23 protein-coding genes are annotated in these 25,040 nt (G+C 34.6%); 16 read left to right on the top strand and 7 right to left on the bottom strand.

Annotated features, from left to right (window positions below; translation table 11 throughout):
* Window positions 1-57: 57 nt before the first annotated feature.
* A complete protein-coding gene (locus tag NST63_RS23830; RefSeq protein ID WP_058004514.1) occupies window positions 58-567 on the bottom strand; it encodes a MerR family transcriptional regulator in 510 nt (169 codons plus the stop codon).
* A 440-nt stretch (window positions 568-1,007) separates the two neighbouring features.
* Between NST63_RS23830 and NST63_RS23825 the strand changes: the two genes are divergently transcribed.
* Window positions 1,008-2,363 (top strand): arsenic transporter, encoded by a 1,356-nt coding sequence (locus NST63_RS23825; protein ID WP_341043886.1) that lies wholly within the window; start codon window positions 1,008-1,010, stop codon window positions 2,361-2,363.
* A 266-nt stretch (window positions 2,364-2,629) separates the two neighbouring features.
* Window positions 2,630-4,006 (top strand): 23S rRNA (uracil(1939)-C(5))-methyltransferase RlmD, encoded by a 1,377-nt coding sequence (rlmD, locus tag NST63_RS23820; RefSeq protein WP_341043885.1) that lies wholly within the window; start codon window positions 2,630-2,632, stop codon window positions 4,004-4,006.
* A 59-nt stretch (window positions 4,007-4,065) separates the two neighbouring features.
* Here rlmD and NST63_RS23815 read toward each other — a convergent pair whose 3' ends face one another.
* Together NST63_RS23815 and NST63_RS23810 are read right to left on the bottom strand one after the other, a co-directional pair.
* Window positions 4,066-4,989, bottom strand: coding sequence for a GNAT family N-acetyltransferase (locus NST63_RS23815; RefSeq protein WP_341043884.1), 924 nt, complete (start codon window positions 4,987-4,989; stop codon window positions 4,066-4,068).
* A 424-nt stretch (window positions 4,990-5,413) separates the two neighbouring features.
* Entirely contained in the window at window positions 5,414-5,560 is a 147-nt protein-coding gene (locus NST63_RS23810) for a hypothetical protein (RefSeq protein ID WP_341043883.1), read from the bottom strand.
* A gap of 370 nt (window positions 5,561-5,930) precedes the next feature.
* Here NST63_RS23810 and NST63_RS23805 point away from each other — a divergent pair, with 370 nt between their 5' ends.
* From NST63_RS23805 to NST63_RS23785, 5 genes are all read left to right on the top strand, one after another.
* The gene (locus NST63_RS23805) at window positions 5,931-7,967 is read left to right on the top strand and encodes an ABC transporter permease (protein WP_341043882.1); all 2,037 of its coding nucleotides are present in this window, start codon (window positions 5,931-5,933) and stop codon (window positions 7,965-7,967) included.
* The gene (locus NST63_RS23800) at window positions 7,964-8,827 is read left to right on the top strand and encodes an ABC transporter ATP-binding protein (RefSeq protein WP_341043881.1); all 864 of its coding nucleotides are present in this window, start codon (window positions 7,964-7,966) and stop codon (window positions 8,825-8,827) included. Before NST63_RS23805 ends, NST63_RS23800 begins: the two co-directional genes overlap by 4 nt.
* Complete coding sequence (locus NST63_RS23795) at window positions 8,828-9,487, top strand: hypothetical protein (RefSeq protein WP_058004520.1); 660 nt, start codon at window positions 8,828-8,830, stop codon at window positions 9,485-9,487.
* A 434-nt stretch (window positions 9,488-9,921) separates the two neighbouring features.
* Window positions 9,922-10,488, top strand: coding sequence for a DUF4256 domain-containing protein (locus NST63_RS23790; protein ID WP_180213104.1), 567 nt, complete (start codon window positions 9,922-9,924; stop codon window positions 10,486-10,488).
* Window positions 10,489-10,892: 404 nt separating this feature from the next.
* Window positions 10,893-11,393 carry a YehS family protein gene (locus tag NST63_RS23785; RefSeq protein ID WP_058004522.1) on the top strand — a complete coding sequence of 167 codons (501 nt, stop codon included), beginning with the start codon at window positions 10,893-10,895 and terminating at the stop codon, window positions 11,391-11,393.
* Window positions 11,394-11,555: 162 nt separating this feature from the next.
* Here NST63_RS23785 and NST63_RS23780 read toward each other — a convergent pair whose 3' ends face one another.
* Complete coding sequence (locus NST63_RS23780) at window positions 11,556-12,656, bottom strand: site-2 protease family protein (protein ID WP_341043880.1); 1,101 nt, start codon at window positions 12,654-12,656, stop codon at window positions 11,556-11,558.
* A gap of 375 nt (window positions 12,657-13,031) precedes the next feature.
* Here NST63_RS23780 and NST63_RS23775 point away from each other — a divergent pair, with 375 nt between their 5' ends.
* The gene (locus NST63_RS23775; protein ID WP_212946202.1) at window positions 13,032-13,556 is read left to right on the top strand and encodes a cysteine hydrolase family protein; all 525 of its coding nucleotides are present in this window, start codon (window positions 13,032-13,034) and stop codon (window positions 13,554-13,556) included.
* 273 nt (window positions 13,557-13,829) lie between these two features.
* Here the strand turns inward: NST63_RS23775 and NST63_RS23770 are convergent, their stop codons facing one another.
* On the bottom strand, window positions 13,830-14,918 hold the full coding sequence (locus NST63_RS23770; RefSeq protein WP_212946203.1) for an NAD(P)-dependent alcohol dehydrogenase: 1,089 nt from the start codon (window positions 14,916-14,918) through the stop codon (window positions 13,830-13,832).
* A gap of 179 nt (window positions 14,919-15,097) precedes the next feature.
* Between NST63_RS23770 and NST63_RS23765 the strand changes: the two genes are divergently transcribed.
* The 4 genes from NST63_RS23765 (at window position 15,098) to NST63_RS23750 (ending at window position 19,890) form a co-directional block, all read left to right on the top strand.
* Entirely contained in the window at window positions 15,098-15,991 is an 894-nt protein-coding gene (locus tag NST63_RS23765; RefSeq protein WP_212946204.1) for a LysR family transcriptional regulator, read from the top strand.
* Entirely contained in the window at window positions 15,992-16,162 is a 171-nt protein-coding gene (locus tag NST63_RS23760; protein WP_212946205.1) for a hypothetical protein, read from the top strand. It abuts the gene before it with no gap.
* 117 nt (window positions 16,163-16,279) lie between these two features.
* Complete coding sequence (locus NST63_RS23755; RefSeq protein ID WP_078110592.1) at window positions 16,280-16,783, top strand: MarR family winged helix-turn-helix transcriptional regulator; 504 nt, start codon at window positions 16,280-16,282, stop codon at window positions 16,781-16,783.
* A gap of 29 nt (window positions 16,784-16,812) precedes the next feature.
* Window positions 16,813-19,890: an MMPL family transporter gene (locus NST63_RS23750; RefSeq protein ID WP_341043878.1), complete on the top strand. Its 3,078-nt coding sequence runs from the start codon at window positions 16,813-16,815 to the stop codon at window positions 19,888-19,890.
* A gap of 103 nt (window positions 19,891-19,993) precedes the next feature.
* Here NST63_RS23750 and NST63_RS23745 read toward each other — a convergent pair whose 3' ends face one another.
* Both NST63_RS23745 and NST63_RS23740 read right to left on the bottom strand, forming a co-directional pair.
* Window positions 19,994-20,551 carry a M15 family metallopeptidase gene (locus NST63_RS23745; protein WP_341043877.1) on the bottom strand — a complete coding sequence of 186 codons (558 nt, stop codon included), beginning with the start codon at window positions 20,549-20,551 and terminating at the stop codon, window positions 19,994-19,996.
* A gap of 233 nt (window positions 20,552-20,784) precedes the next feature.
* Entirely contained in the window at window positions 20,785-21,762 is a 978-nt protein-coding gene (locus tag NST63_RS23740; protein WP_341043876.1) for a hypothetical protein, read from the bottom strand.
* Window positions 21,763-22,284: 522 nt separating this feature from the next.
* On the opposite strand from NST63_RS23740, the gene NST63_RS23735 reads away from it, so the two are divergent.
* From NST63_RS23735 to NST63_RS23720, 4 genes are read left to right on the top strand one after another with little or no spacing between them, the layout of a single operon-like run.
* Window positions 22,285-23,103: a transporter substrate-binding domain-containing protein gene (locus NST63_RS23735; RefSeq protein ID WP_341043875.1), complete on the top strand. Its 819-nt coding sequence runs from the start codon at window positions 22,285-22,287 to the stop codon at window positions 23,101-23,103.
* Window positions 23,104-23,121: 18 nt separating this feature from the next.
* Window positions 23,122-23,763, top strand: a complete 642-nt coding sequence (locus tag NST63_RS23730) for an amino acid ABC transporter permease (protein ID WP_071977458.1) — start codon at window positions 23,122-23,124, stop codon at window positions 23,761-23,763.
* A gap of 12 nt (window positions 23,764-23,775) precedes the next feature.
* A complete protein-coding gene (locus NST63_RS23725) occupies window positions 23,776-24,522 on the top strand; it encodes an amino acid ABC transporter ATP-binding protein (protein ID WP_071977459.1) in 747 nt (248 codons plus the stop codon).
* A gap of 20 nt (window positions 24,523-24,542) precedes the next feature.
* Window positions 24,543-24,971, top strand: coding sequence for an OsmC family protein (locus tag NST63_RS23720; protein ID WP_071977460.1), 429 nt, complete (start codon window positions 24,543-24,545; stop codon window positions 24,969-24,971).
* Window positions 24,972-25,040: the final 69 nt, after the last annotated feature.

The raw sequence follows: 25,040 nt of genomic DNA, 5'->3' as shown, positions 1-25,040 counted from the left end.
TGTTCCGTTACGGAGCAAAGCTTTTTTTATGGTAGAACGATCATGTTATTTCTCTATTTACCCCAGAATATTAAATAATTTTAAAAATCCTTTCCGTTTTCCACGCTCTCGAAATTCGACTGGTTGGGTGTCTGTTTGACTCTGTTGCTGAGTTTCAAATAGTTTTTTTTCTAATTGTTCTATACGATTCGTTAGCTTGATCATTTCATTCTCTAAATCCTCAATTTCCCTCCTATGTGATAAAAGTTGATAGCTGACAACATTATCAGCCTTTCCGTTTATTTGACCTTCTAATTGGATTAATTTTTCGTGAAGGGTATTGGTAGTAGGTTGATCACTTTGAGTTTTCTTTCCTTTGCGTACCTTTTTAAAAGGTAAATTAATTTCGTGGAGGAGCTTTCCCTTTTGAATTTCTGCTTGTATTTGTTTAAACATCGCAATATCTTCATCGCTAAATTCGAAATGACCCAAATCATTTCGATTGATTTCCAGTTCTAATTGTTTAATCCATCGTTGAATCGTGCTATGTGAGACACCTAATAATTTCGCTACACTTGCTGTATTCAAGTAAATCCCTCCTTTTCTTTAGATTATTCTACTTTGACTAAAGGAATCCTTTGCATACGACAAAACTAGTACCACTTCGGCAAAGAAAGTGGAAGTTTTTTGTTATTGTCGAATAATTGAACAACCCTATTGTATACAATCAGACAATTATTCATAGAAGACGAATCTACCTCCACTCCGTTTGTCTTGCTAGACCATAAGCTTAAAGCTATAATACAGGCTTTAAAAAAACGATTATTTACTTTGGCTATAAGGATTTTTATGTGAAGTGTTTATATAGACTTTTCTCTTCACAAGACAGATTTAGTAGAAAGACAACCGTATATTTAAATAGAATTGGATAAGTATCTATTACAACAATTTCTAGGGGGAATATAAATATAAGTAAACGGACATGTAAGGATAGGGATCTAGATGTTGAAGAAGAAAGGAGGGTTTATATGAATTATGACATCTTCATCACTGGTTTTGTCTTCCTCATTACTATGTTGATTATTTTCTGGAGACCAAAAGGAATAAATGAAGCATGGCCAGCTTCAATTGGGGCTTTAATTATATTACTAACTGGCGTTGTATCAAGTAACGATATACAAGACATTATCAGTAAAATCGGTGGGGCATCCATTACGATTATCTCTACTATTGTCATGGCGGTTATATTAGAAAGCTTTGGTTTTTTTCACTGGGCAGCAGCAAAACTTGCAAGCTTAGCGAGAGGATCAGGATATCGATTATACTGGTTTATCCAACTATTATGTTTTTTGATGACACTTCTATTTAATAATGATGGCAGCATATTAATTACAACCCCTATTCTAATACTTCTATTAAAAAATCTCAGACTTAAACCACACCAGCAAATCCCCTACCTTTTAAGCGGTGCATTAATAGCTACCGCCTCTAGTGCGCCAATTGGAGTAAGCAATATTGTTAATTTAATTGCTTTAAAAATTGTTCATATGTCTCTGTATATGCATACCGCAATGATGTTTATCCCAGCTACATTAGGATTACTTTTTATGTCAGGATTAATGTTTATATTGTTAAAACGAACATTACCAAAAAAATTGCCAAATACAAAATATGATTTAGAAGCAATGTTTTTCATCAAGCATTTTCATCCTTTAAAAGGAGGCATTGATGTTAATACAAAAAAGAAACGGACAACATTCATGTTGAAATTATTACTTTTTGTGTTTATCATGCGATGTTTATTATTCGTTGCCTCGTATTTCTCCATTCCCATCGAATTTGTTGCAGTATTGGGTTCAGTCGTATTGTTAGTCTGGAGATGGTACTATTTGCGAACAAATCCTGTTGATATATTAAAGAAAACACCCTGGCATATACTCATTTTTGCCTTTTCTATGTATGTGATTATTTACGGACTTCATAATGCAGGTTTAACAGAATTTCTCGTAAAAATTTGCGAACCGATTGTGAACCAGGGATTGTTCTATGCCAGTTTTATTATGGGGGGATTAGTATCTATCCTATCGAATTTGTTTAATAATCACCCCGCATTAATGATTGGAACCATTACATTAACGGAAATGGGACTTGATCCCGTTACACTAAAAACTATCTATTTAGCAAATATAATTGGCAGTGATATGGGATCATTATTATTACCAATTGGAACACTCGCTTCATTAATTTGGATGCATATTCTAAGACAAAATAAAATTAGAATTAAATGGAAGGATTATTTGAATGTATCATTGATAGTCATCCCGTTAACTACCATCGTTACCTTATTCCTATTATTCTATTGGGTACAAATGATATTTACTTAAGGGAGAGGTAGGAAGGAGTAAATGAATAAAAAATAAAAAAGCACCCGTAAAGGATGCTTCAACATAACCCCAAAAAGATCCTCTATCTGTTATGTCAGATGGAGGTCTTTTTCCATTCACTATATATTTATTAACATAAGAGCTAAATGGTTAATACTTAAGCAATTTTACATTTAATCAAACGTTTGATTAATAAATTTTCATCCCAAACAGTTGTGTGATACAATCGTGACATCATAAATTGGTTTTAGCAAAGGAAGAAAACAATGAAAATTCAGCTACCCGTCCAGAAAAATGACTATATAGATGTAACCTTTGTCGATCTTACGCATGATGGTCATGGTGTTGCCAAAGTAGATGGCTATCCCATCTTTGTTCCTAATGGATTACCAGGAGAAAAAGCAAAGATTAAAGTAATTAAGGTCAATAAAGGATATGGATTTGGCCGTCTCATTGAGTTATATGAAACAAGTCCAGACCGGGTCAAACCAGATTGTCCGATCTATAAGGAATGTGGAGGATGCCAGCTACAGCATCTGAGCTATTCAGGTCAACTAAAGGCAAAACAGAAACAAGTAAAAGATGTACTACAAAGAATTGGTAAAATTGAAAATGTAACAGTTCATCCGGTCCTAGGTATGGAAGATCCATGGCGTTATCGCAATAAAGCACAGGTGCCTGTCGGTGACAGAGAAGGCGGACTAATTGCCGGATTTTATCAGCATCGTAGCCACGATATTATCGATATGGAAGCTTGTCTCATTCAACAAGAGAAAAACGACACAGTCATCCAAACGGTAAAAGAAATCTGTGGAAAACATGGAGTTCGTGCATACAACGAAGCAACACATAAAGGCACATTACGCCATATCATGGCCCGCTATGGAATGAAAACTGGAGAAGTCATGGTCGTGCTCATCACACGGACAGCAGATCTCCCAAATAAAAAAGCGATTATCGACGAAATTACAACGCAAATACCTGGTGTAAAATCTATTGTTCAAAACATTAATACGAAGCGTACAAATGTCATTTTTGGACCAGAAACAAATGTACTTTGGGGAGAAGAAGTCATCTATGATTATATCGGCAACATCAAATTTGCCATCTCAGCTCGCTCCTTCTACCAAGTCAATCCAGAACAAACGAAGGTTCTTTATGATCAAGCCTTAAAATACGCAGGTCTAACCGGTCAAGAAACAGTTATTGATGCTTATTGTGGAATTGGAACCATCTCATTATTCTTAACCGAAAAGGCGAAAAAGGTTTATGGAGTAGAAATTGTTCCAGAGGCGATTGAAGATGCCAAACGAAATGCAGCATTAAATGGAATCACCAATGTTGAATTCGCTGTTGGTGAAGCGGAAAGAGTTATTCCTAAATGGTATTCAGAAGGCATCACTGCCGATGTTCTTGTTGTCGATCCACCGCGTAAAGGCTGTGACGAAACATTACTGCAAACCATTATTGATATGAAGCCAAAGAAAGTGGTTTATGTATCTTGTAACCCAGCTACATTAGCGAGAGATTTGAGAATATTGGAGGATGGGGGATATCAGACGGTTGAAGTGCAGCCGGTGGATATGTTCCCGCAGACGACGCATGTGGAGTGCTGTTCACTGTTAGTGCGGAAGGACAATTAAATCGGAGATGTATTGGCGGAAATAGTAAAGAGGGGCTGAGAACCCCTCTTTTTTGTTGCCTAATTTATTTTTGTAAAGTATCTTATTTCCTCTTTATCCGCGCAGAACCCTACCGATTCGTATACAGACAAGGCAGATTTATTTGTAGTTAATACCATGAGGTTAGCATATTGTAGCTGATTAGCTTTGAGATATCTCAAAGCTTGTGTAAGCAAATACTTGGCAAAGCCGCGCTTTCTCCATGGTTCCCGGACAAAAACGTCCTCGATTACACCATGGTCAGCTTCTTGCCATGCCATCAGTCCGCCAACAATAGCGTCTGTTTGACGTATGACCATGGAAGTCCATAGTTTGTTATTCTTGTATTCAGATAACCTATTAAGACCAAGTGGAGTATCAGGCCAAATTTCAGCTTCTACATTAAGATAATCTCTTTCTTCGTCAGAGGTTTCCATCTTCCAGTATGAGAATTGAAAGTCCCCTTGAAGCTTTAACTCAGGAATCGGTTCATTCAAATCTCGATTCATGCGATATAAACTATTCAGATGAAGGTATCCTTTTTGGGTAAAAAACTGATTGTTTGCTGTTTCTGTTGAATCGTTACCAACACAAAGCATTGTTCCGTATTCTTTAGGCAAGGTTTCCTTTAATTGATTTGCTCTTATGAAAAGATACTGATAGACGTTTTCGAGCAAAGCAATGTCATTTTCTCTTTCGGAAATGGTTTTTAGATTGACGTAGATGGAATGATTGTTCTCTTTTGAACGACCGGGTGGTACAACGTTAATGATGCTAACTTGCCCCTTAGCGACCATTTTCCCATCTTCAAATGCGCAATAAACGTTACTCCAATTATCTTCGTCCCCGACCCACCAAAATGTTGCATTTTCTTTTTTTGTTACTGATTGATACAACTCGCCAAGTAATGGCATGTCTCCATGTTGGAAATTACGAATGAAAATTTCTGTTGATGATTGGCTCAAAACAATACCCCTCTCAGTAGTGGGGGATTCGCAGTTTAGAGGGCTAGCTATGCGAGTTCCCCTTAATGAATTCGCCCTTTGCTAACATTTGATTACTCACAACAAACGCCTCCTTTAACTGTTATTACCATCGACATTAACATACCATGACTATTGGATTAAACATCATTTACAACTATAATTGTTTTCTCCCACATATATGTAATACTGTTCAAATGCAGTTATACTTTATTGAGCAAGAACCAATGGCATGAACACCTTATTTACAAGTACAAGAATTTCATAAAAATTTTATGCGCGTAAGATGACCGTAAACTGTCCCTAAGACCACTCATCCAAGGTTCTAGCCTGGGTACCTCTTACTACTCGGTTGCATAGAAGAGGAATACGAGCGTCTTAGGGCAGGTATTATATTAGTCTCATGTTACACAGCATGAAGCGGTTCATTTATTAATGAAGGACAAGTTAAACTTTCAAGCATGAAGCTGTCAATATCACCTTCGATTTTTGTAGGCGGTTCAGCACCAAAATGAAGATCAGATTCAAGCAGTATACTAACCGTATTTTTCATTTTAAATATCTCCTATATTCGTTTCTCCATTATTTTCCACATTATGAATGTTGCTTTCTAAATCAGAGGTTTTTAATAGAAATATTAAAGCCTTGCTTTGATAAAGATATTTATTATATCAGTTCTTTGAATGTGAATGATAAATTCCCAAATTTTAGATAAAAGGAATTACACTTTATAATTTAATATTGTAAAATAAAGTAAAATAAGTTGGATAAATGGATGAAGATGATGATATCTTGAATATTATTAAGAAGCTCACTAGGAAACGTACCGGAAAGTGAGACATTTACCTTTCTGATAAGGTTATATCCTGTTCCTTAAAAGATGGTTTATGAATTTCCTTCAATAAATGAGGTGTCATGTTAAAATGAACATTTTTTTAAATTTGTTCTTATTTTATAATAAGCGATTACTGAAAAGTTTCTTTTATTTAGGGTCCATGCTATTTATGGTTGTTATGTTATTTCTGAGATTTTTTATTGATGATAATAAAGCTTATGATTATATGGATTATGGGAGCTTTGTAGGAGAAATGATGCTTATTATTCAAGCAGTCATGTTATTATTTATTGTCTTCTTTTATAGGTTATTTTCTGACGAATACAAATTTGGTGCAAATAATTTATTTGTTGGATCTTTTCGAATTACATTATTAAAAATTGCTGCATTATTGTGTAACCATTTACTATTTTTAGTTATTTTCTTAGGTGCACAAATTTCCTTCATTTTTATCTATTTCCACTCAGTTGGAATTCCATTTTCCTCATTCTATTCACAGACGGCTTCTTACATCATTGTATATTGGTTTTTACCATTTGTTTTTGCGTATTTCTTAGGCATTTTAGTTGCACTGCTATTTGGAAAAAGCAAAATTAGCTTTGTGCTAATGATTGTAGTTTGGATAACGATAGGACCCATGAATACAGAATTATTTTCTTCATATTTTCGTAAACTTTCATTTTCTGATTTAGGTAGTTTATTCTATATTGGTACCCTCCATAGTGAAAATTCGTTTAATGAATTAGTTGGTTATAATACTTCTGAATCTGCATATTTAAAAATTACTTTTTGGTGTATTTCAGCAATTGGTATTGTGTTTATTTTACTTCTAAAGTCAGCTTGGACAGTCCGTGATAAAACTTTTATCTCAATAATATGCCTTTTTCTTTTAATCGGTAACACCATAATTTTTCCAAACATATTTCAAGATGAAAAACCAATTTTTAGTTATGAAAATTTTGCTAAGGAAATTAAGTATTATAAAGTACCAAAAGAAGATGTTGCTCAAAATTATTTACAGTATTCTATCAAACAATATGATATTACATTAAACGTTGATAAGAATGTTTCGGCAGAAACGAAGGTAACAGTAAATAATATCATGAATAATACTCTATCTTTTGTACTTTATCACTTTTTTAAAGTGAAAAAAGTGATTGATAGGGATGGTAATCCTTTACCATTTGTGCAACAAGGTGATTTTGTAACGGTGAGAAGGTCGTCTAAAGTACCAAACGATAAAATAACTTTTTATTATGATATGAAAGACTCTGCCCAGATTCCAATTTCAGAAAACTATTTGTATTTACCGAATTACTTTAGTTGGATACCGGTAAAATCTGATCATGGACCATTTACATATATAAATGTATACGGCGATGCAATAAAATCCCTTTCTATGCAATCCAAAAAAATTATTCATTATAAATTAACGTTAAATGGTGAAATTCCCATCTGTACTAATTTGCATTCTCATAGAAATGGCACCTATAGTGGTGATGTTTCGGGGGGAATAACAGTTATTGCTGGAGAAATTACAAAAAAGAAATTCGGTAGACAAGAGGTGATTTATCCCAATTCTTGGTCGGATATTTCAAAGGACTGGCAAGTATATGAAAAATATCTAATTGAAGTGAATAGAGAAATTAGGGATATGTTTCATTTAAATGATATGAAGTTGCCTAATAAAATCGTACTAGTATCTCCTAATTGGGAATTGAATTCTTATTTAAGTAGTGATCATCTTCTAATTCAACATGAAACACTTTTAAATATTAGTTCTGCGGTAAAAGAAATTCCTGAAGTCTTTATCCCTGCACTACTGTGGAATTATGATCAAAGAACACTTTCCTCTTATGAACAAATCTTTGCGTTTAATGATATTCTTTCTATTTATATACGAGATAAAGTGGGGATTAAATCTCCAGTTTCTGCTCCTACAAGTGCAGAACCTCCATATTCAACGCAAAAAATTGTTGAGCAGTTTTATAAACAATTCTATGATTTATCGGAGAAACAACAAAAGGAATTTTTAGTTTTATGGTATAAGGAAATGAGTAACGTTTCGGATAGTTGGTTAAAAACGGTAAAACTTTTTCAAGATTTTAGGGAGAGGGTAAAATGATAAAGGTTTCCGGGATAAATAAAAAAATCAAAAAACATGAGATACTATCTAACATTACATTAAATATAGAGGGGATATATGGATTAGTTGGACCAAACGGTGCTGGGAAAACTACCTTAATGAAAATTTTATCCAGCCTTATTTCCATGAATGGCGGGAGAATTGAAATTAACGGAGAAGATTATACCAAGGGTAAGTATGTAAAACAAAATACACTAATTGGATATTTACCACAAGATTTCATGGTCTATCCGAATATTACAATAGAGGAAGTACTAGACCATATTGCTATGCTTCAAGGAATGATGGATAAACATAAAAGGAAAACGATTATTAATCAGGTACTAAAGAAGGTTAATCTACAGGGCCATGAAAATAAAAAAATGATTGAACTATCTGGGGGAATGAGAAAAAGGGTTGGAATTGCCCAGCTATTAATGGGGAATCCATCCATCTTAATATTTGATGAACCAACTGCAGGTCTAGACATTGAGGAACGAATTCGATTTCGAAATTTATTAAGGAATCTTGGCTCCGAAAGAACTGTCATTATTTCTTCTCATATTGTAGAAGATATAGAATTTTTATGCACAAAGATTGGGGTCTTAAAGAATGGGAAAGTACTATTTGAGGGTACTCCTTCAGCAATGAAGGCATACGCGGAAGGATATGTTTATGAATATAATGTATCACCGGAAAATTTAGACTTAATAATGATGGAAAAAGAAGTAGTACAAATTACCGAGGAAGAAACGGGTTTAAATATTCGTATCTTTTCATTAGAAAAGGAAGTAGATGCAATGCCGGTAGCACCTAGACTTGTAGATGGTTATTTGGCGATTGTCAAGGGTGTGAAATAGATGAAAAAATATGTTTATAAACTTTATGCTTTCTTCCTCTTTGATCGTAAGACAATGGGTATTATCTTTTTTGTCCCAATTATAATGTTTATCTTCGCTGTGTTTTTAATACTTTTTATTCCAAGAGAGCAAACAGGTATTTATAATAACCTTATTGTAATACAAGGTGTTTACATCCCTTTTTCATGTTGGTGTCTTATGTACCGTTTGAGTGAAATGTATCAAGAAGGAGCACAAGAAACCTTAATTCCATACTACTCAAAACATCTTTTTAATGATTTTCTTCGTTATTTTGTAATTAATATCTTAGGTGTGTTTCTCCTTTGTACTATTTTTATAGTAAAGTATGGAACGCACCAGTTATCAGCCCTAAACATGATCCATTTCATTATTTTAGTGTTATTCTATATGTTTTTTGGGACATCCCTAATGGTATTGATTAAAAATATAGAAATTTCATTAACAGTTATTGTAATTTATACTGTCTTAGAGGTTGTAACGTTAGGAGAGTTCATGCCATGGCCGCATATATTTTTATTTGACCCTCCAATCTGGGAACCTACTTTATCTACGAAATTCACCATTTTATTTATATCGGTTTTCGTATTATTATGTATTACAATTGTCTTTATTAGGAGGGGAGATAGGAAACCAAAATAATAAAAATAAAAAGAGCTACTTTATGGGAGTGAATCATGTACTCTATTATGTGGGAGGCGGCAGTAAATTTAATGTCTTGAATCCTTTCTATGCCCCCTTTCGCTTTATATATTTACAAGTTTATTTATAGTAGGTGTAACTAATTACATTAGTTCTAGTAATTTTCCATTTCAAAATTATGTGTAGGAACTTAATATTAACAATGTACCAGATTGTTTTTGCTAACATTTGGAAAATCGCTTACACCTTTGCATAATGTTCAATCCAAAAGGTGTTGGATGTTGGATTAACTGTTCATACTTATGAAGAAGCAAGACAGTGTTGATACTGCAGGGATTCTTGGTGTTTTTAATTTAAACCAAATATCAAATACATAAGAACCCAGTGATGATGAAACAATTTAAGAATTAATATATTATAGGAGGAGTCCTAGTATGCAAAATGAACAAAGGGAGTTATCATCAGAACAACGTGAAAAAATACTGACAACATTGAGAGCACGTTTTGAGAAAAACATGAATCGCCACGAAGGACTGGAATGGGCTAATGTGCAGGCAAAGCTTGAAATGAATGCTGAAAAACTTTGGTCGCTTAATGAAATGGAGATAACAGGTGGCGAACCAGATGTTATCAATTATGATAAAAAGGCGGATGTATACATTTTTTATGATTGTTCCGAGCAAAGTCCTAAAGGCCGCAGAAGTGTTTGTTATGATCGAAAGGCACTGGAGTCAAGGAAAGAGCATAAACCGAAAAATAACGCTATGGATATGGCTGCAGACATGGGTATTGAGATTTTAACGGAGGAACAATATCGGGAGCTGCAAAAACTGGGAGTTTTTGATACAAAAACATCTAGTTGGGTGAAAACACCTGCTAATATTAGAGACCTAGGTGGTGCCGTCTTTTGTGATCGTCGTTACGACACTGTCTTTTTGTACCATAACGGGGCAGAATCCTATTATGCTTCAAGAGGTTTTCGTGGCTCGCTAATGGTTTGATTTTTGGAGTGAAACCATGGGAAATATATAGTTTATATTTCATGTGAAGTGGTAGCAAGTATAGGACTAAACTAAAAAATAGAAGCTTTCTATTAACAGTGGAACAAAGTAGGTAGCAGGTCATTTTCTGTATCGTAAACCTGCTTCTTTTTTTGTGGAATCTACACCTTTAGCCCGATTATTGATTTGTCCGGCATGGAATAAATAGTATAATTTTAGGGAGAAACTGTGATTACAATATTCTTTACCTCATTGTTAATAATTATTGTTGGAAACTAATATAAAAAAGAGGTGCCACAGACAATATAGTTTTAACCGAATAATGTAGGTAAGTTGAGATTTTAGCAATTCAGAGTAGGTGCTTTTCTTTATAAGCATAAATTGAAAAAATAGGAGGTTTAATAATGGATAATAACGATATATTGATTCGTTTGAGATATGCATTAGAAATAAAAAATAAAGAGATGGCAGAGATATTTAAGCTTGGTGGTGTGGAGGTATCAGTACCTGAAGTGGTCAAGATACTTACAAAGACATACGATGAAGATGAATACGAGAATGAAGATCAAATTAAATGTACGCACAGTATGTTAGATTCTTTTTTAAATGGTCTTATTATTTATAAAAGAGGGGAGCAAGAGCCGAAGCCTGGACAACCTAATCCAGCAGAATCTCCTTTAAAGACAAGTGGAAATGTGAATAATCTTCTTTTAAAGAAAGTCAAAATAGCATTGTCTTTAACGACGGATGATATACTAGATATTTTTAAATATGCAGGATTACGTGTATCAAAAGGAGAACTAGGAGCTTTATTAAGAAAAGAGGGGCATAAGAATTATAAGGAGTGTGGAGATAATTTTGCTAGAAACTTCTTAAAAGGACTTGCGATTAAATTTAGGGGATAATGCTATTGTGACCTATACAGGTTGACAGGATAGATTCGGACAGAAAAAATATAGTCACAACAAGGAAAACAAAAGAAACATAGTTAAGGTGCTTGATCCCTATGGTAAAAAATTTCACGTGGGACAGGCACCTTTAAATGGTGTTTTGATTTTGATTTTTTATTATAATTGTATTTCTGGATAGTTCATAAGTATTTCATGGCTATAATAAAAGCTAGTAGCCAGTGCAATGATTAGTCCAATATAAATTAAAAGTAATTGAATCTTCGTTTTTTTGTTAGTTTTATAGTAGCTCTCTGTTTTCTGTATTTCTTTTTTATAATCTAGTAATTTTTCCTCTAAGCTGTTGAGAGTACGTTCAATGACCTGTTGATTCGGATGAGGGTGTTCTTCATTTAATACTAGGGTACCCGATAATTGTTGAAGATATATATCTTTTTTCATTTTTTCAATTTCTGAATTTAGTGTATTTAATATTTTAGTAATTTCTTGGTTTGTGAATTCCTGTTTTGCTTTGTCAGTAATTTCTTGAACGAAATTTAAATCATTTGATCCTTTTTTTATTTTTGCGACCAAGTTCTCAAGTTCTTGTACTTCTATTTTATCGTTATGTAAACTTTTTTGTTTTTTATATAATTTGTACCACTCTGTTCCGCCTAAGATGACAATTAAAAATCCGATAGGACTACGATTCAGCATTGAAAAAGCTAATAATATGATGATACCTAACCCCCATAGTTTCGTACTAATTCCTGCAGCAATTCTCCCGCCATCCAAAGGGGTAATTGGGATAAGATTAAATAAATTGATCATCGCTCCCAAAATAATCAGAAGTGCCCAAAATGGTTCATGTGTAAAATAATACAAGGGAATGGCAGGTAAAAAGGATAGTAGTCCAAAAAAAGGACCCATATATGCCACAAATCCTTCATCCTTTGCATTTTTAGGCATCTCCTTTAAACCGATAACGGCTCCAACAAAAGGAATAAACAGGGCAGGGCTGACAGGAAGTTTAATCTTTTTAGCAGCGTACAAATGCCCCATTTCGTGAACAAACAATAAATAGACTAGCGCAACGGCGAACTTCCAGCCAAAAAAAAGAGCATAGGTACCTAAATAAATAAACATGCTTACGAGTGTCTGGAGTTTTAAGAATTTAAAAACGATTAAAACATACTTTATTTTGCCAAGTAAAAAGGCCCCTATTGCAATAAATATCCCTAAAGAGGTTTTCTTACTTCTCGTTATATTCGTTTTCCTCAAATAACCATCCCCTTAGCATTTCGAAGATTGAAAAATGAAGCTAAAATTACTGTAAGTATAGTATAAAAGGACCCATTTATAATCACCTAGAGCACAGTTACAAACGAGTGTTTAATCTTTTATTTTGATTAAGTCACATTAACATCGGAACCGAAAAAGTGTTCCTAAAAATTAAGTGCAAAAACTGTTTCATTTTTGCATCCCTATATGATTTCTACGTAAATGAATGTATAAAGTTTCATGTCTCTTTTTTATAGATTGTAAGTTTTTTAATTTTTAATTTTTTATATTTTGCTGTAATTCATTGTTAAATAAGAGTGTATAATACATCCATAAGAATTATTAACATATTGCAAAATGAAAGAGGGACAAATAATGGAGACTTGTGCAGATGTATTAATCGTCATCGATTTGCAGAATGGCGTATGTTACAGTGGGGATCACCTATTTGATTTAGAAAATCTAATCACTAAAGTAAATAATAGAATTGCCTTATATCGAGAATTGCATAAACCAATCATTTTTGTTCAACACTGTGATGAAGAATTAGTGCCTGAAGAAGAACCATGGGCTATCCATGCTAATCTAGATGTTCAGGAACAAGATTTTTTTATTAGAAAAATACATGCAAATTCCTTTTACAAAACGAACTTAAAAAATCTTTTAGACCAATTAGCTGTACAGCGTATTGAATTTTGCGGTGCCCAAACAGAATACTGTATGGATGCTACGATTAAATTTGCTCATGGTTTGGGATACGAAAACTTCATGGTACAAAAAGCAACTTCTACTTTGAATAATCCATTTATGTCTGCAAAAGAGACGATTGATTTTTATGAAAATATATGGAATCATCGGTTTTTAAAATTAATAGGAGATGAATCACAGAATGAACGATGATATACGAATCCTAAAACAAAGGTTTATTTAGCGTAAAATTATATTTTTTATCGTTTTCCCTCTCATTTAAAAACAGATTGATAATGTGATAACGAAATATTGCAATCGAACAACATCTTTTCCTTCCTTCCTTTCTTTAAAGCTCTCTAAAGGTGGATTAAAAGACCCGCAGCAAAATAAATATGTTGCGGAGATACTCAAAAAAATGGCCCGGATAAAAATCCGGGCCATTTCTTGTACAACATCGTTCCAATACCGACGATACATTCATTTTTATTGAATTTTTAATATAGGCTTAATAACCTCACCAGATTTAGATGCGGCAAAAGCTTCATTGATTTGATCGAAGTCATAGAATTTCACTAACTTATCGAATGGGAATAGTCCTTTTTTATAATAATCTACAAGTTGTGGGATAAAGATTTTTGCGACTGCATCTCCTTCAATAACACCCATCATGGTTTTACCTTCAGCCATTAAATCATTATGAACATCAATGCTCATTTCAGGTGTTACACCGACGATTGCTGCAATACCTAATGGACGTAATGCATGTAAGGATTGACGTACGACTGGAGGAACACCAGTTGTATCAATTGAAAATTCCGTACCGCCATTCGTAATTTCTTTAATTTCATTTACAACATCCACTTTTGTTCCATTTAGAGTATGCGTAGCACCTAGTTCTTTTGCGAGTTCAAGTCGATTATCATGTACATCAATAGCGATGATATTTTTGCATCCTACAATTTTTGCTGCCATGATTGCACTTAAACCTACAGCTCCAGTACCGAAAATGGCAATAGAAGTACCAAATGTTGGTTGAAGTTTGTTTAGAACGGTACCGGCTCCTGTTTGGATTCCACAGCCTAAAGGTCCTAATAAAGCTAAATCAACTTCTTTATCAACTTTTACCACATTGCGTTCATGTGAAATGGCGAATGTACCGAATGAAGATTGTCCAAAGAATGTTGATAAGTCTTTCCCATTTTGTGATAAACGATGTGTATGGTCATCGTTTTTACCGCCGAAATTAAGCTCATTAAATGTTTCACAGGCTGTTGGATGTCCGGTTAAACAATTATGACAATGACCACAGTGAGCAAATGAGAGAACCACATGGTCACCGGGTTCAAGATCTGTAACATTTTCACCCACTTTTTCTACTATTCCTGCTCCCTCATGGCCTAAAACAGCTGGAAGTGGTGCGATTGCTGCATCACGTGCAACGGCATCTGTATGACAAACGCCAGTAGCTATAATTTTTACTAATACTTCATTTGCCTTTGGTTCAGCAAGCTCAACTTCTTCTAAAACAAAATCTTGACCTTGCCCATGAGTCACTGCTGCATTTATTTTCATCAAAAAAACCCCTTTCAATCATTCTGTAGCAATAATAGGTATCCCTTCCTATGTTTCCTTATTAAAATGATAATTATTGTAAATTCACCTCTATCGTATTCCGATTTAAAAATAGGTACAATATTTCTTAAGGAATGAATAGATTCCTTTATGTCAATAAGAGACTAGAAGGTGTTTTCATGCAATTATTACAATTACAATATTTTTTAACTGTAGCTAGAATTGAACATATGTCGCAGGCAGCACTTGAATTAAATGTATCTCAATCATCATTAAGTAAGACGATTGCCCGTTTGGAAGAAGATCTCGGTGTACCTTTATTTGATAGACAGGGGCGTAAGATAAAATTAAATGCCTATGGTGAAATTTTTGCTAAAGCAGCTAAAGAAGCTTTAGTAGGACTTGATAATGCACGGTCACAAATACAGAACCTCGCAAATATTACAGAGGATCGAGTAACAGTCAGTGTAATGAGTTCAAAAATTTTGCCGCATGTCTTTAAAAGCTTTTATCTTAAGCGTCCTAACGTAAAAATACATCAATCGATTTTGCCAGACTCAGTGGCAAAAGAAAGATTAATAACAGGAGAAATTGAATTATGTATCTCGAATAGTCCTATCACTGGACCAGATATTATTTGGTTACCTGTCTTAAAAGAGCAGCTTGAATTAATTGTTCCACTCAATCATCCGTTGGCAATGTTTGATGAAATCGACCTAAAACAAGCTAGACATGAACGTTTTATTAGCTATAAATCTGGTTCAACCGCTACGAATATGATTGAAACATGCTGTCATGATGCTGGTTTTGAACCGAACATTATTTTTGAAGGGACAGAGCTTTCTATTGTTCTTCAGATGGTAAATGAAGGGGAAGGGATTACCTTTTACCCGCAGTATTCATTTCTAGAGGAAAATTTAAAAAATACGAAACGGATCAAAATCAGAAATCCAGACTGCTATCAAATGGTCGGATTTGCATGGATGAAGACTAGAAATTACTCATATGTTGCGAAGCAATTTCGTAAGCATATGATTCATGAATTCGAAGAAATCAATAAGGGGAATAGCTGAATGGGCAACGATCATTTATTTAAGTGGAGCGAGCCTGAGAGAAAAACATTTTGGGATATACACATAATAAAAGTGAAGCATTATAAGATGGACACTAAATATACACAAATGGAAAAGCTCGTCTTGAAATGGCGAGTTTTTCTAATTGAAGTTGCTGTAACCGTCATTTAAATTCTTCTTACTAAATATTATGCCTTTCTTTTTCATTGACAAAAAAAGTCCATCCAAATAATATAAATCGTATACGATGTATCGTGTACGATTTATTCAGAAAAGGAGGGAGAAATATTGAATAGAGCTGAATTTATTGGGGAATCTATTGACTTTTTACATCGTTATACGATGAAAAGTCTACAGAAGAAAGCAGAGGATCATGGTGTTACGATTCCCCAGGTAAAGGTAATCGGTGAAGTGTATTCACATAAAACGGTTAGTATTAAACAACTCTCTCAAAACTTAAAAATGACGCAAAGTACTGTTTCGGATATTGTTGATAGACTAATTTCTAAAGGGTTTCTAGTAAAGATGCCGAATCGCAAGGATAAACGTATAGTAGATATTTCCTTGTCTGCTAGACTCGCTGAAGATATCAATGAGAGTATATCAGAAATTACAAATCAGTCATTAGTTGGTGTATTAGATCGTTTAAGTCCAAATGATCAGGAGATTGTGGAGAAGGGAATGAAATTATTAGTTTCCGCTGTTAAAGAAAACATGGTAGCGGAGGGAATGGATAATTATGAATTCTTTAATGTTTTGTTCTTCTCCGGTAAAGACAAACAAGGCAAGTAAACATTTGAATGGAATTTGGAGGGCACAAGGTGAGAAGAATTATAAAGGGCCGTTGGGCAATTTTTGCAATCTGGCTTATTGCAACGATAGTGCTTACTGTCATTCAGCCAGATGTCAATGCCATTCTACGGCAAAAGGGCCAAGAAGGTACAAGTAAAGACAGTCCATCTGTCATAGCAAGCAGTATATTAAAAAAAATGGATACCACAAAGGGTACGGATAACATAATTGTATTTTATGATAAAAATAAAATTTCCAATGATGAAATGAAAGGAATCGGGGATGCAGTAAAATCACTTGGTGATAGCAGCTCGGAACTTGGGATCACAAACATGATCGATCCCTTCAGTATGCCTGATGCGAAAAGCTCATTAGTTTCCAAAGATGGTACAACTGTCATGGTGAGCTATAAGCTTGATAAAAAAGGCAGAGAAATTGATGATATTAAAAAGCAATTTGAGAAAAAGTTAGATAAAGTACCTGTTACATACTATTTAAGCGGGGAAGACTTTATCAATAATGATTATTTGAAAGCGACCCAGTCAGGTGTAGAGAAGAGTGCGGCATTAACTGTTATCTTTATTTTAGTTGTACTTATTCTTGCATTTAGATCAGTTGTTACCCCGCTGATATCTCTTGTGGCGGTAGCCTTTTCCTATCTTTGTTCGATGGGGATTGCTGCTCAATTAATAGATAAAGCGGGATTTCCAGTAACGAGCCTTACTCAGATGCTTCTCGTGCTTATTCTCTTTGGGATCGGCACGGATTATAATATTCTTCTATTTAATCGGTTTAAGGAAGAGCTATCACATGGTCATTCGATTGATGACGCAATAGTAAATACGTATAAAACGGCAGGAAAAACAATTGCTTATAGTATACTCACTGTATTTATCGCATTCCTAGCTCTAGTTTTTTCCGAATCGCCAATCTATCAATCTGGTGTTGTAGTCGTCATCGGTGTAACTGTTCTATTACTTGAAATTTTGACGCTAACTCCTTTTATTATGAAGGTATTAGGCAAGAAAATATTCTGGCCATCTAAAAATGTTGGTGGGCATAAGGAAAACAAGTTTTGGGGAAAATCATCATCCCTTGCGACTAAGCACCCTATTATTATTACAGTGATCATTCTATTAATTATAGGGCCAATGATGTACTTCCATCAGGAAAAGCTTAACTTTGATACGGTTGGTGAACTTGGAAATAAATATCCTTCATCTAAAGCCATTAATTTGGTTTCAGATCATTTTGGTAAAGGGCAGTCCATGCCGGCTACCGTCGTTATTGAAAATGATCATGCCCTTGATAATAATGAGTCTCTTGCCGTCATTGATAACATAACAGAACGACTTAAGAGTATAAAGGGAGTGAAGCAGGTTTCTTCGGTCACACAGCCTCTTGGGGAAAAGATTGATGATTTTTATGTCGATAGTCAAATGGCAACTGTAACAGATGGCTTATCACAAACAAAAGATGGTGTAGATCAAATCCATGATGGAATGAAGCAAGCACAGGAAAAGCTTGGATCTGCTGACTTTACTGATGTTAACAAAATGGTTGATGGTACCGCGAAGCTTCAAGACGGTATGACTGCCTTAACCAGTGGATTAAAACAAATCCAGGCAGGGATAGATGATAGGTCGAATAATCCACAAACAATAAGTAATGGTATCGCTGCGATTGAAACAAATCTCACGAAGATGAGTGAGGGAGTAGCATTATTAGCTGATAATTATAATAAGATGCAGGCGGGTTATAAGGAAATGGGTGCTCATTATCAAGAGGCAGCTCAGGCCCTTCTTGGTGTAAAAAGTGCCATTACCCAAATGCAATCGATGACAGATGCCCTTGGAAGCAGTTATACGAATTCGAATAATGATGCAAACTTTCAGGCGTTAAAGCAAACAATAAATCAGTTAGCAACAACCTTAAGCCAGATTACACCAGAGAGCATTCAAGCATTAAATGAAAATTATAATGCAGTGACAGCTGGTTTTGGTACGGCAAATAAAAATCTTGCTAGCATGTCAGGTGGATTAAACCAAATGGCAGACGGCTTGAAGAAACTTAAAGAAGGACTTGGCAAAGCATCCTCAGGAATAGACACCATTGTTACAAATATGAAGAGTGTAAATGAGGGGCTTGGCCAGATGAAAACTGGTCAAGAGCAGCTTGCGGCTGGACTTAATGGATTTGGTGCGTTTGGAGACCAATTATCGGATGTGAACGGTGGATTAGAACAAATATCTGATGGAATTGGTCAAACAAATGGTTATTTAGCTCAACTTAATACAAATAAGAACTTCTTTATCCCAAAAGAAGCATTGACAAATGACGAATTCAAATATTCATTAGATGCTTTTATGTCTAAAGATCGAAAAATCACTAAGATGACCATTGTTTTGAGTGATGATCCTTATTCGAATGAAGCGTTAACAACAGTTAAAAGCATCAATACAACAATTTCCAATGGATTAAAAGGTACAGTGCTCTCAGATGCTAAGCATGGAACAGCTGGATCAAGTGCGACAACTAAGGATATGAATGATGTATTGTCTAGAGACTTAAATAAAACAACGATTATTGTCATCGCTGGAGTATTGCTTGTTCTATTCTTTGTTATAAGATCTTTCTGGACACCAGTTTTCATAACAGCATCTCTTGTTGGTGCATATTATGCAGCTATGTTTATCGTAAACTATATTTTCTTAGATGTGCTTGGATATGAAGGATTGTCTTCTTTCGTTCCATTCTTCTCCTTCATCATTATTGTTTCCTTAGGAGTAGATTATAGTATCTTCTTGATGATGCGCTTTAAGGAATACCCGGATCTTTCACCTAAAGAGGCAATTGTATTGGCTTCTAAGCATACGGGTGGTGTCATTATTTCAGCAGTTATTATCCTTGGTGGAACGTTTGCGACACTTATGCCTGCAGGAATCGTCCTTTTATCGGAATTAGCCATTGCTGTTATTACAGGTTTAATCGTACTTTGCTTTATTTTACTACCTATATTTGTCCCGGCATTAATGGCATTACCGGAAACTCTAGCAAATGTTGTTTCTAGAAAAAAAGATGAGCGCTTAAGCTTTGAAGAAAAATAGTGTAGGTTACTAACTAGGGGACAAAAATACTTTTATATGAAACTTAAAAAAAGGATGACTTCTTTTTAATTAGTGAAAGAAGTCATCCTTTTCTTTGATATAATTAAGACTCATCAGGTTTTTCGCCATTCTGTAAATCATTAATGCTTAAGCCAAAATCCATTTGTAGATGAGGATAATCTTTAAATTGAGCCCAATCTCCACCCCAAGAAAATCCTAAAGCTTTTGCTAAGTCTACAACCTCGTACCAATCTGATCGACCATTTTTATTCCCATCATACTCCATGTCCCAAATAACATCTCCTGTAGGAGTTTTTAGTGCAAAATCAACGGCAAGACCGTAATTATGATAGGACTCTCCACCCTTTGCATTGGTGACAATATTTCCACTCACCGTTCTTCCTTTTTCATAAAGCTGGTCTTGATCTTTAGAGCTCCGGAAATCATCTGTAATAATAACCGTAATTCCTATTTTTGCAGCTTGCTGGATTAATTGATTCGTTTTCTCTTTTACAAGTGGATTAAGTCCAGTTGCCTCTATTGGTTTAGTCGAGATTGAGTTGGATTGTTTTTTATGCTCATTAGATAGAGATTGAATATAAAGGAAGCAAATGAACAGAAGAAGAACGACAAACCAAAATCTTTTTAACCGTTTTTTCAATCTTACTATTCCTTTCTTGATCACAATACTATGATGATGACGAAAATATTAATTAAATTGTTTCATGGTTTTTGAAGGAAATCAAATAGGAAATCTAATAAAAAGTTTGTAAATCTGGTGTGAAATTCCTCTGCTGAAATTTACTCATAAAATAAGTTAATAAATTATTTGATAAAAGTATAAAAACTGCCATTCAAAATATGAAGGACAGTTTCTACAGAATTTTTCCTATATTAACTACTGCACCCACTACCACAACTAGAACAACTAGAACCTCCGGAATCCCCTCCAGAGTCTCCTCCTGAATGACAACTATCAGAGGAACCACTACAAGAAAAACCAGAACAAGTAGCTCCTGTGCCTGCAGTGGTTGCTACTTTATAATACTCGTCTGGCAATATTTCATCCATACTGTTTTGAAAAGAGTGTGAATCATATAACGAGTAAAAAATGGCTGCACCTGCTGCTAAATGAAATAGTTGCGACTCAGACGATGAATGTGGTAAAGGTGTAGGTTTTCTATTTGTTTCCATCATCTGTTCGGATAACAAGATTTCATTTTTAAATTTTCTTATTAATTCCAATTTATTATTGAGCCAATCATGCCCTTGACGAAAATATTTATTTAATAATTCGTTTTCTGATAAGTTTTTAAAATCATCAATAATTTCCTGCTTAATTGGATTTTTAAGAAATCCTCCCCAAATGGCTCTACTGTTAGGAGTTGATTCAAATAAGCTTAAATACACCCAATCAAAAAAGCCTCTTTCACCCGGAATCGGAGTTACCTCCATATTTGGCGTATGATGCAAAACTTCCTTATAATAATCCTTTGAGAATTTTTCATATTCTCTAGTAAACATAAGCATTTCATGCCAAATATCATCCACACGCGGGCTAAACATCGGGACTGACTTTAATAAGCTATTCATAATAAAAAAACGTCTTAATTCAAAAAGAAACCAATCAAACTCATAATCTCTAACTTTTGGATGCTCCTTCAAAAATCGTGCTTTTACATTTGATGTGTATGAACTCGATAGGGTTCTATCTAATTCTTGAACAATGGGCAGCAATGTATCTGTTTGAATCCCGAGATTATCTGGAATAGCTTGATCTTTTATGTGTATAAATTTATTCTTTGTTTTAGTGGAAGCAATCATAAAAATAAGAAATATGACTAAAATAATAGCTACTAATAGGATTGGCATAAGCTATTCCCCCTTTTTTCATCCTCAATTTTTATACGTTCACAAACTGGAAAAGTTTCAAAAAATGCCCCTAAAGGTAGGCTACTGATGATAAGGCGTTGGCAGATTATCAAATAGGCATATGAACAAAGGCGTATTGCAATAATAAGCCTAATTTTTATCGATTCTTACCAGTACATCATAATTTTAGTTATATCAGGAAATAATGAACATATTCGGTAACCTATTTTTAAGTGACTTTTTAAGAAATGTAACAGATAAAAACGGATGAAAAAAGCAAGACAAAATGTTTGACTAATGTCTAGTAATCTTATAGGATTTATGAAGCGTGAATATTCTAAGTGAGGTCAATGTAAGAAAGAGATGGATTTAAATAGACAAATTTTAAAGAGTTGATTTCGTAAAATTGCTTTATTCTGTGGTTATTCAAAACCATTTCTCAAAAATTGTCACTACTAGTAAGGGCAACAATACACTTTGAATTTTTCAACATATTTCGCATCTATAGAAGGAGGAGACAACATGAAGAAGACAAAATTGTTTTTTTCAATAATCGCTTTAGCAGTACTTGTTTTAGCTGCATGTGGTAATAATGATAATAAAACGAAAAAAAGTGAAGAAAATTCACTTAAAACGATACAAAAAAATGGTGAATTAACGGTGGGAATTATGGGAACGTACGCACCGTATAATTATATGAACGACAAAAAAGAATATGATGGTTTCGATGTAGATATTGCGAAGGAACTAGCAAAACGTCTTGGGGTAAAAGCTAAATTTGTCGCACAAGATTTTTCAGGATTAATACCTGGACTACAGAAGGGGAAATTTGACATGTTAGTGAGTCAGGTAACCATCACTCCAGAACGACAAAAGCAAATCGATTTTACGAAACCCTATATAACAAATGAAGTAAAAGTGATTGTTAAAGAATCAAATACAAAGATTAAATCATCAGATGATTTTAAAGGAAAAACAATAGGTGTTGGTCTAGGTACAAATGATGAAGCCTATTTACGAAATGATTTAATGCCAAAAGTAGGAAACTTTAAAATTAATACTTATGATGATGTAATAACAACGTTAAAAGATTTAGATGCTGGGCGTATTGATGCAACGATTAATAACGTATATGCGTTAAAACCAATCGTTGAGGAAAATGGTTATAAAATAAAGGCTGTTGGAGATGCAATTAAAGCTGATAAGGCTGCTGTTGCCGTGAAAAAAGGCAATACTGAATTAGTTGATGCTTTAAATGATGCTCTTGCTGAGATGAAAAAAGATGGCAAGTATAAAGAAATCTTTGTTAAATGGTTTGGAGAAGAACCACCAGCAGAATAATGAAGGTAGGTAACTACAATGGATTTGGTCATTGATAATTTTTCTTTCTTATTGAAGGGTGCATATTACACATTACTTATTACAGTGGTTTCTATGTTCTTCGGTTTAATCATTGGCTTGTTAACCGCGATTGCTCGAATTAAGGGCAATCGCGTTCTACGTATGATCGCAAGAGCGTATGTGTCAATCATTCGCGGTACACCTCCGCTTGTACAGATAGTAATTGTTTATTATGGATTAGTGGATTATGGAATTGAATTAGATGCATTAACGGCTGCTTATATTGCACTAAGTATTAATATTGGTGCTTATGTGTCTGAAGCATTCCGTGGCGCGATACAATCGGTGCCAAATGGCCAAACAGAGGCTGCATTGGCAACAGGAATGACAGCTGGCCAAGCCATGCGGCGAATTGTCATTCCACAAGCGATTCGCTACGCCATTCCGCCACTTGGTAACACCTTTATAGGAATGCTAAAGGAAACTTCGCTCGTTTCTGTAATCGCCGTAACAGAATTGATGCGTTCAGCACAATTATTAGTCGCTCAATATTACGCTTATATGCCATTTTACTTGGCAATTGGTATTATGTATTGGGTGATGAGTACATTCTTTTCATTTATATTAAATAAAATTGAAAAACGGTTATCTGTATATTAAGGTGGTGAAAATATGATTGACATTGATCAGCTCCAAAAGAAATTTGGAGAAAATGAAGTGTTGAAAAATATTTCATTAACAATACCAGCACATCAGGTAGTAGCTGTGATCGGTCCGAGTGGTTCAGGTAAAAGTACTTTTTTAAGATGTATTAATGGTCTAGAAAGTATTACTGGTGGAAAAGTAACTGTAAATGGTCATGAAATCAATGCTAAATCTCCGATAAAAGCATTGAAAAAAACCATTTATGCTATCCGGCAAGAAACAGGCATGGTGTTTCAACAGTTTAATTTGTACCCACATAAAACGGTAATTGAAAATGTGATGGAAGCATTAGTTGTTGTAAAAAAGATGTCTAAGCAAGAGGCAAAAAATATTGCGAAACCATTATTAGCACGGGTTGGTTTAGGTGAAAAAGAAAATGTTTACCCTTCCCAGCTATCAGGTGGTCAACAGCAACGTGTCGCCATTGCTAGGGCATTGGCAATGGAACCTAAAATAATGTTATTCGATGAACCAACATCAGCTCTAGATCCAGAATTAGTCGGGGAAGTACTGAATGTTATGAAAGATTTAGCCGAAGAGGGAATGACCATGGTCATTGTCACTCATGAAATGAAATTCGCTAAAGACGTGGCAGATCGTATTCTATTTATGGCGGATGGTGTTATTGTCGAGGATGCTGAACCAAATGATTTCTTTGAACATCCACAAACAGACCGGGCACAAAAATTTTTACGACAGGTATCAGAGTTTTAATCAGAAAGGGATTGAATATCATGCAAATTAAAGCAAAATGGCAAGGCGGACGTGCCTTCGAAGCGGTTGGCCCTACTGGACATACAATGTCCATGGATGCCACAGCAAATTATGGTGGATTAGGACAAGCACCTACACCAACAGAAATGTTACTAGCTTCATTAGCTGGATGTATCGGTATTGACGTGACAATGATTTTAAAACCACATTTAGATCAAATTGAAAATATTGAAATTACAGTGGATGGGACACGCAAAGAGGAAATGCCAACTGCATTTACCGCTGCTACACTTACTTTTACGGTAGATGGGGATATTACAGCTAAAAAAGTAAGACGTGCTATTCGATTAGGTGAAGAAAAATATTGTGCGGTTTCTGCATCATTAAAAGCAGATATATCCTATAAACTAATTTTAAATGGTGAAGAAGTGTCAATTGAAGAAGAATAGGGTTGTTAGACGACAATTTAGGCTCTATATAGAATAGAGACTAATTGTCGTTTTTTGTTTTCCACAGAT

It is taken from the genome of Heyndrickxia sp. FSL W8-0496, assembly GCF_038007825.1.
Taxonomy (GTDB): Bacteria; Bacillota; Bacilli; order Bacillales; family Bacillaceae_C; genus Heyndrickxia; species Heyndrickxia oleronia.
This window is presented reverse-complemented; position numbering and strand designations above follow the sequence as displayed.

Coding starts and splice junctions, on each gene's coding strand:
- NST63_RS23805 (WP_341043882.1), top strand. CDS start 5,931: ATGAACATTTTTTTAAATTTGTTCTTATTTTATAATAAGCGATTACTG.
- rlmD (WP_341043885.1), top strand. CDS start 2,630: ATGAAAATTCAGCTACCCGTCCAGAAAAATGACTATATAGATGTAACC.
- NST63_RS23765 (WP_212946204.1), top strand. CDS start 15,098: ATGCAATTATTACAATTACAATATTTTTTAACTGTAGCTAGAATTGAA.
- NST63_RS23810 (WP_341043883.1), bottom strand. CDS start 5,560: ATGAAAAATACGGTTAGTATACTGCTTGAATCTGATCTTCATTTTGGT.
- NST63_RS23740 (WP_341043876.1), bottom strand. CDS start 21,762: ATGCCAATCCTATTAGTAGCTATTATTTTAGTCATATTTCTTATTTTT.
- NST63_RS23720 (WP_071977460.1), top strand. CDS start 24,543: ATGCAAATTAAAGCAAAATGGCAAGGCGGACGTGCCTTCGAAGCGGTT.
- NST63_RS23725 (WP_071977459.1), top strand. CDS start 23,776: ATGATTGACATTGATCAGCTCCAAAAGAAATTTGGAGAAAATGAAGTG.
- NST63_RS23790 (WP_180213104.1), top strand. CDS start 9,922: ATGCAAAATGAACAAAGGGAGTTATCATCAGAACAACGTGAAAAAATA.
- NST63_RS23760 (WP_212946205.1), top strand. CDS start 15,992: ATGGGCAACGATCATTTATTTAAGTGGAGCGAGCCTGAGAGAAAAACA.
- NST63_RS23795 (WP_058004520.1), top strand. CDS start 8,828: ATGAAAAAATATGTTTATAAACTTTATGCTTTCTTCCTCTTTGATCGT.
- NST63_RS23825 (WP_341043886.1), top strand. CDS start 1,008: ATGAATTATGACATCTTCATCACTGGTTTTGTCTTCCTCATTACTATG.
- NST63_RS23770 (WP_212946203.1), bottom strand. CDS start 14,918: ATGAAAATAAATGCAGCAGTGACTCATGGGCAAGGTCAAGATTTTGTT.
- NST63_RS23730 (WP_071977458.1), top strand. CDS start 23,122: ATGGATTTGGTCATTGATAATTTTTCTTTCTTATTGAAGGGTGCATAT.
- NST63_RS23775 (WP_212946202.1), top strand. CDS start 13,032: ATGGAGACTTGTGCAGATGTATTAATCGTCATCGATTTGCAGAATGGC.
- NST63_RS23785 (WP_058004522.1), top strand. CDS start 10,893: ATGGATAATAACGATATATTGATTCGTTTGAGATATGCATTAGAAATA.
- NST63_RS23735 (WP_341043875.1), top strand. CDS start 22,285: ATGAAGAAGACAAAATTGTTTTTTTCAATAATCGCTTTAGCAGTACTT.
- NST63_RS23800 (WP_341043881.1), top strand. CDS start 7,964: ATGATAAAGGTTTCCGGGATAAATAAAAAAATCAAAAAACATGAGATA.